Origin of the sequence: Paracoccus sp. (in: a-proteobacteria), from assembly GCF_047973135.1 — a bacterium.
Lineage (GTDB): Bacteria > Pseudomonadota > Alphaproteobacteria > Rhodobacterales > Rhodobacteraceae > Paracoccus.
In genome coordinates this window covers 1-5,901 of the sequence record NZ_JBKEBL010000074.1, presented here as the reverse complement: position 1 = coordinate 5,901, position 5,901 = coordinate 1, and the positions used below count along the sequence as shown (strand labels likewise).

Sequence of the window (5,901 nt, the reverse complement as noted above, 5' to 3'; positions counted from 1 at the left end):
CGCGTCGGAGTCGCGGAACCGCGCCGCCATGGGCCGCTTGTGATTGTCCCTCGGTCCCACCACGCCCAACATCACGACTTCGTCGGATCTGAGCGACTTCAACAGCTTTTCCCGGAGTTCCTGGGCGCTGGGCATCACATGTCCTCCCGCTTGGATACGGGTAGCCAACGTCGCGGTGCGCGGGATGTTCCCCGCGCCGCCGCCCCATTCGAGGTTTCCAAATGACCCATCTCACCCCCCGCGAGATCGTCTCAGAGCTCGACCGGTTCATCATCGGCCAGAAGGACGCCAAGCGCGCCGTCGCCGTCGCGCTCCGCAACCGCTGGCGGCGCAAGCAGCTCGCCGACGACATCCGCGAGGAAGTCTATCCGAAGAACATCCTGATGATCGGCCCGACCGGCGTCGGCAAGACCGAGATCTCGCGCCGCCTCGCCAAGCTCGCCAAGGCGCCGTTCCTCAAGGTCGAGGCGACGAAATTCACCGAGGTCGGCTATGTCGGCCGCGACGTCGAACAGATCATCCGCGATCTTGCCGATGCGGCGATGATCGACACCCGTGACAGGATGCGCGAAGAGGTCAAGGCCCGCGCCCATCATTCAGCCGAGGAACGGGTGATCGAGGCGCTGGCGGGTGAGGGCGCGCGCGACGGCACCCGCCAGATGTTCCGCGACAAGCTGAAGCGGGGCGAGCTGGACAATACGGTGATCGAACTGGAATTGCAGGACAATTCCAACCCTCTGGGGGCGATGGAAATCCCCGGCCAGCCCGGCGCGGCCATGGGCGGCATCATGGATCTGTCGGGGCTGATGAAGGCTTTTGGCGGGCGGCGGGTGCGGCGCAAGATGACCGTCGCCGAAAGCTATGACCTGCTGATAGCGGAAGAGGCCGACAAGCTGCTGGACGACGAGGCCGTCAAGGCCGCCGCGCTGGATGCGGTGCAGGAAAACGGTATCGTCTTTATCGACGAGATCGACAAGGTTGCCGCAAGGCAAGAGGCGCGCGGCGGCGATGTCAGTCGCGAGGGCGTGCAGCGCGACCTGCTGCCGTTGATCGAGGGCACAACGGTCAGCACCAAATACGGCGCGGTCAAGACCGATCACATCCTGTTCATCGCCTCGGGCGCGTTCCACGTCGCCAAACCCAGCGACCTGTTGCCGGAATTGCAAGGCCGCCTGCAGATCCGCGTCGAATTGCGGGCGCTGACCGAAGAAGATTTCACCCTCATCCTGACCGAAACCGACAACGCCCTGACGCGCCAGTATACGGCGCTGATGGCGACCGAAGGCGTGACGGTCGGCTTTACCGATGACGGCATCGCCGCCTTGGCCCGGATCGCCGCCGAGGTGAACGCCTCGGTCGAAAATATCGGCGCACGCCGGCTGTATACCGTGATCGAGCGCGTGTTCGAGGAACTGTCCTTCGCCGCTCCGGACAGGGGTGGCGAGGCTGTCAGCGTGGACGCCGCCTATGTCGAACGGCATCTGGGCGATCTGGCCCGCTCGACCGACCTGTCACGTTACGTCTTGTAGGGGAACCATCTCCGCCCGTCGGGTGCTGGCGGGGGACCAAGCGAAAGGAATATTGTCATGGACTGGCTTTTCGGGATCATCATCTTTGCGCTGGATGTCTGGGCCATCGCCTCGGTCATCAACACGAATGAAGAGACATCGAAAAAGCTGATCTGGATCGTGCTGATCGCGGTCCTGCCGCTTGTCGGGCTGATCATCTGGTGGTTCGCCGGGCCCAAGGCGGATTATTCGCGCTGAGCGGCGGCCCCGACGAATGACCGTTCCTGAAGGCCCGGCCCGGAATCAAGGCGCATCGCGCCGCCGGGCCAGCGACCGGCCGCCCCTTGTTGCGCTTGTCACTGGCTTCGCAAGGGGCTGAAGGCTGCCGTCGGCCCTGCTGCGGGTCGGCTTTCACGCCCGTCGGGACAATCGGCGCGGCACGATGACCGTCGCGCCGTACCTGCAAAGCCCTGATATGCCCGTGCCCCGTCGCTTTACAATCCCCTGCCGCTGATCCATCTTCGCGCCGATGTTCGAGCTTGCACCTGATCTTGTGATGCTTCTGATCGCAGCCGGGTTTGCTGCGGGGTTCATCGATTCCATCGCGGGCGGGGGCGGGTTGATTACCGTGCCTGCGCTGATGCTGGCCGGAGTGCCTCCGGCGCAGGCGCTGGCGACGAACAAGGTTCAGGGAACGTTCGGGGCTGCCACGGCCGCGATCAGCTATGCCGCGCGGGGGCTGGTCGATCCGCGCAGGCAGTGGTGCGCGGCGCTGATGGCGGCGGCGGGTGGGATCGCCGGGGCCGCGCTGGTCAGCCATGTCCCGACCGACGCGCTGCGAATGGTGCTGCCCATGGTGCTGATCGGGGTTGCAGTCTTTTTCGCGGTCAAACGCGGGCTGAACGACATGGATCGCACGCAGCGCATCGCGCCCGCGTTGTTCATCATGACCGCAGTGCCGCTGGTCGGGTTCTATGACGGTCTGCTGGGGCCAGGGGCCGGGTCGTTTTACATGATCGCCTTCGTGACGCTTGCCGGCTTCGGAGTCCTGAAGGCCACCGCACATACGAAACTGTTGAACCTGTTCTCGAATCTTGGCGGATTGCTGACATTCGCGCTGATCGGACAGCCGCTGTGGTTGCTGGGTATCCTGATGGGGCTGGCGCAGATCGGGGGCGCGGCCCTGGGCGCGCGACTGGCAGCGCGGATCGGGGCGCGGCTGATCAAGCCACTGCTGGTCGTTACCTCGGGTGGGCTGGCGCTGCGTCTGATCTGGCAAATGATCCAGACCCGGTAAATTCGCCCAATACTATAGCTGACGGAAACCAATTTGATGATCAAATTGGCTTCCGTCAGCTAAAGTCACCTTAAACGTGTCGGGCGGGGTTTGTGCGCGGAGGACGGCACATGTCCCGCGCGCAGGAAAGCCGGGGGTCCGGGGGATGCAATCCCCCCGGCCATCGCGGGACGCAAATCATCCGGCGGTGACGTCGCGCCGCAAATTCCGGCGAGGCCCGCCGTCCCGAGGGTTACTGCGACTGGGATTGCGATTGCGACGAGGGGATCTCTTCGACGTGAACGGCGACGGCCAGCTTTTCGGTGCCCATGCCGATGGCGATGCCCCGGATCGGCGCGGCGTCGGGGGCGTCCAGCCCCGACCCCAACCGGACATAGCGTTCATCCGGGCAGCAGGTATTGGCTGCGTCAAAGCCGACCCAACCCAATCCCTCGACATGGATCTCGGCCCAGGCATGGGCCGCGTCATGCGGCGTACCGTCAACCGTCGAATGCAGATAGCCCGAGACATAGCGCGCGGGCAGTTCGCGCAGCCGTGCCACCGCGATCAGCGCGTGGGTGTGATCCTGACAGACGCCCTCGCCAAGGGTCAGTGCCTCTGCCGCCGTGGTCTGCGCCTCGGTCACGCCGGGGCGATAGGCGATGGCCCCGGCGACCGCCGCCGACAGTTTATGCGCCAGATCCAGCGCGTCGCCCGTCCCCTTGACCGAGGCCGCCAGTTCCCGCAGCCCGTCATCCGGCGTGGTCGGGTCCGTTTCGCGCAGATAGGCCAGCGGGTTGATCATCTCGCGATGGCCGCGCAGCACGCCGGCGGTGTCGCGCGTCTCGACATGGCCGCTGGTGCGGATGGCGATCTCTTGCACGGGGCCGCGGATCGTCCAGCCCTCGATCCAGTCGCCCGCGCCGTCGCGAAAGCTGGGGCCCCGGACCCCGCCCGAGACATCGACCTGCCATTCATGGGTTTTCTGCCCCTCGAAGATCGATGGCGTCAGCCGCAGGCTTTGCACCAGATTGCGGATCGGCTGGTCATAGCCATAGACGGTTTCATGCGAAATGCGCAGCTTCATGGCTTACGATCCCCCCAGCAGATAGTCGCGATGAACAGCGTTCGACACGGTGGATACCTCGCCGATGAACCATGTCAGAAATTCATGCAGCCCCTCGTCAAAGACGTTGTCGATATCCAGTCCCTGAAGGGTCTCCAGCGTCTGTCGCGCTGCATCGCGGGCGGTCGTGGGAACCTTGTCGCCATAGCGTTTGGCCAGCCCGTCCAGATGCCAGACGGTTTCATAGACCGAGGTGATCAGCGAACGCGGTGCCTCGCCGTTCAGGATCAGGAAATCCGCGACCCGGCCCGCCGTCACATCGCCGCCATAGGCCCAGTGAAAGGCCCGGTGCGCCGACAGCGCCCGCAGGATCACTTGCCACTGATAGCTGTCAAGGCCAGAGCCCACAAACTCGATCCGGGGCAGCAGGACGAAATATTTCACGTCCAGAATCCGCGCCGTGGCATCGGCCCGTTCCAGCCCATAGCCCAGATTCATGAAATGCCAGCCATCGTTGCGCAATTGCGTGGCATTGATCGCGCCGCGCACCGTCGAGGTGTGGCCGGTGATGAAATCGGTCAGCACGGCGGTATCCACCATGCTGCGGGGCGTGCGCTCGATCTTGCGCAATTCCTGATAGGCGACGTTCAGCGCGTCCCAGACCTGACTGGTCAGCGCGGTGCGGACGATCCGACCGCTTTCGCGAGCCTTTTCGACGCAGGACAGGACCGAGGACGGGTTGTCGCGGTCGAAGAAGATGAAATCCTCGATCGTCTCTTGCGTGATCTCGTCATGTTTCGCGGCAAATATATCGGCCGATCCCGTGGCCCGCAGAAGCGAATTCCATTCGTTCTGATAGGCCGTGTCCGAGGACGGGATCAACGTGATCCGCTGGCCCACATCCAGCAGGCGCGCGGCGGTTTCGGCGCGTTCCAGGTGGCGGCCCATCCAGAACAGGTTCGAGGCGGTACGACTAAGCATGGTTGTCTCTCCCCTTTAATCCGACAGAACCCAGGTGTCCTTGACGCCCCCGCCTTGCGACGAGTTGACGACAAGGCTGCCCTCGCGCAGGGCCACACGGGTCAGCCCGCCCGGCACCAGCTCGATCCGGTCGCCGCACAGGCAATAGGGCCGCAGATCGACATGGCGTGGCGCGACCCCCTCGTCCACGAATGTGGGGCAGGTGGACAGCGACAGCGTCGGCTGGGCAATATAGTTCGAGGGGTTCGCCTCGATCTTCTTGCGAAAGGTCTCGATCTCTTCCTTGGTGGATTTCGGGCCGACCAGCATCCCGTATCCGCCCGAGCCGTGAACCTCTTTCACGACCAGATCGGGCAAATTTGCCATGACATGCTTGTAGTCATCCTCTTTCCACAGGGTCCAGGTCTGGACGTTGTTCAGCAGGGGTTCCTCGCCCAGATAAAAGCGCACCATCTCGGGGACGAAGGTATAGATCGCCTTGTCATCCGCCACGCCCGCACCGGGCGCGGAACAGATCGTCACCCCGCCCGAGCGATAGACATCCATCAGCCCGGGCACACCCAGCATCGAATCGGGTCGGAAGCACAGCGGATCGAGGAAAGGGTCATCCAGCCGGCGATAGATCACGTCGACCCGTTTCGGACCCTGGGTGGTGCGCATATAGACAAATTCGCCATCGACGAACAGATCCTGCCCCTCGACCAGTTCCACCCCCATCAGGTCGGCAAGGAAGGAATGCTCGTAATAGGCCGAGTTGAAATGACCCGGCGTCAGGATCACCACGGTCGGGTCGCCCTCGCACTTCCTCGGCGCGACCGAGGCGAGCGTGCGGCGCAGCAGTTCCGGATAGCTGTCCACCGGAGCGATGCGGTTCTCGCGGAACAGTTCGGGAAACATCCGCATCATGATCTCGCGGTTTTCCAGCATGTAGCTGACGCCCGACGGCGTGCGGCAATTGTCCTCGAGCACGAAGAAATCATCCTTGCCGGTGCGCACAAGGTCGATGCCGATGATGTGGGAATAGACCCCGCGCGGCGGCACCACACCGACCACGGATTTCTCGTAGGCCT

The 5,901-nt window shown here is 63.9% G+C and carries 6 protein-coding genes; 3 read left to right on the top strand and 3 right to left on the bottom strand.

The annotated features are described in order from the left end of the window. The first annotated feature begins 221 nt into the window (after positions 1-221). From hslU to ACK5L9_RS06440, 3 genes are all read left to right on the top strand, one after another. Positions 222-1,529 (top strand): ATP-dependent protease ATPase subunit HslU, encoded by a 1,308-nt coding sequence (gene hslU, locus ACK5L9_RS06450; RefSeq protein WP_416910643.1) that lies wholly within the window; start codon positions 222-224, stop codon positions 1,527-1,529. A 57-nt stretch (positions 1,530-1,586) separates the two neighbouring features. Further along, entirely contained in the window at positions 1,587-1,766 is a 180-nt protein-coding gene (locus ACK5L9_RS06445) for a PLD nuclease N-terminal domain-containing protein (protein ID WP_416910642.1), read from the top strand. Between the two features lie 271 nt (positions 1,767-2,037). Next, positions 2,038-2,805: a TSUP family transporter gene (locus ACK5L9_RS06440; protein WP_416910640.1), complete on the top strand. Its 768-nt coding sequence runs from the start codon at positions 2,038-2,040 to the stop codon at positions 2,803-2,805. 232 nt (positions 2,806-3,037) lie between these two features. On the opposite strand, the gene ACK5L9_RS06435 is transcribed toward ACK5L9_RS06440, so the two are convergent. From ACK5L9_RS06435 to ACK5L9_RS06425, 3 genes are all read right to left on the bottom strand, one after another. Next, entirely contained in the window at positions 3,038-3,871 is an 834-nt protein-coding gene (locus tag ACK5L9_RS06435; protein ID WP_416910639.1) for a transglutaminase family protein, read from the bottom strand. 3 nt (positions 3,872-3,874) lie between these two features. Beyond that, positions 3,875-4,831, bottom strand: a complete 957-nt coding sequence (locus ACK5L9_RS06430; RefSeq protein WP_416910638.1) for an alpha-E domain-containing protein — start codon at positions 4,829-4,831, stop codon at positions 3,875-3,877. A gap of 15 nt (positions 4,832-4,846) precedes the next feature. Continuing rightward, positions 4,847-5,901, bottom strand: a 1,055-nt coding sequence (locus tag ACK5L9_RS06425; RefSeq protein WP_416910637.1) for a circularly permuted type 2 ATP-grasp protein, incomplete at its 5' end; no start/stop codon positions are given.

Coding starts and splice junctions, on each gene's coding strand:
- ACK5L9_RS06440 (WP_416910640.1), top strand. CDS start 2,038: ATGTTCGAGCTTGCACCTGATCTTGTGATGCTTCTGATCGCAGCCGGG.
- ACK5L9_RS06445 (WP_416910642.1), top strand. CDS start 1,587: ATGGACTGGCTTTTCGGGATCATCATCTTTGCGCTGGATGTCTGGGCC.
- ACK5L9_RS06430 (WP_416910638.1), bottom strand. CDS start 4,831: ATGCTTAGTCGTACCGCCTCGAACCTGTTCTGGATGGGCCGCCACCTG.
- hslU (WP_416910643.1), top strand. CDS start 222: ATGACCCATCTCACCCCCCGCGAGATCGTCTCAGAGCTCGACCGGTTC.
- ACK5L9_RS06435 (WP_416910639.1), bottom strand. CDS start 3,871: ATGAAGCTGCGCATTTCGCATGAAACCGTCTATGGCTATGACCAGCCG.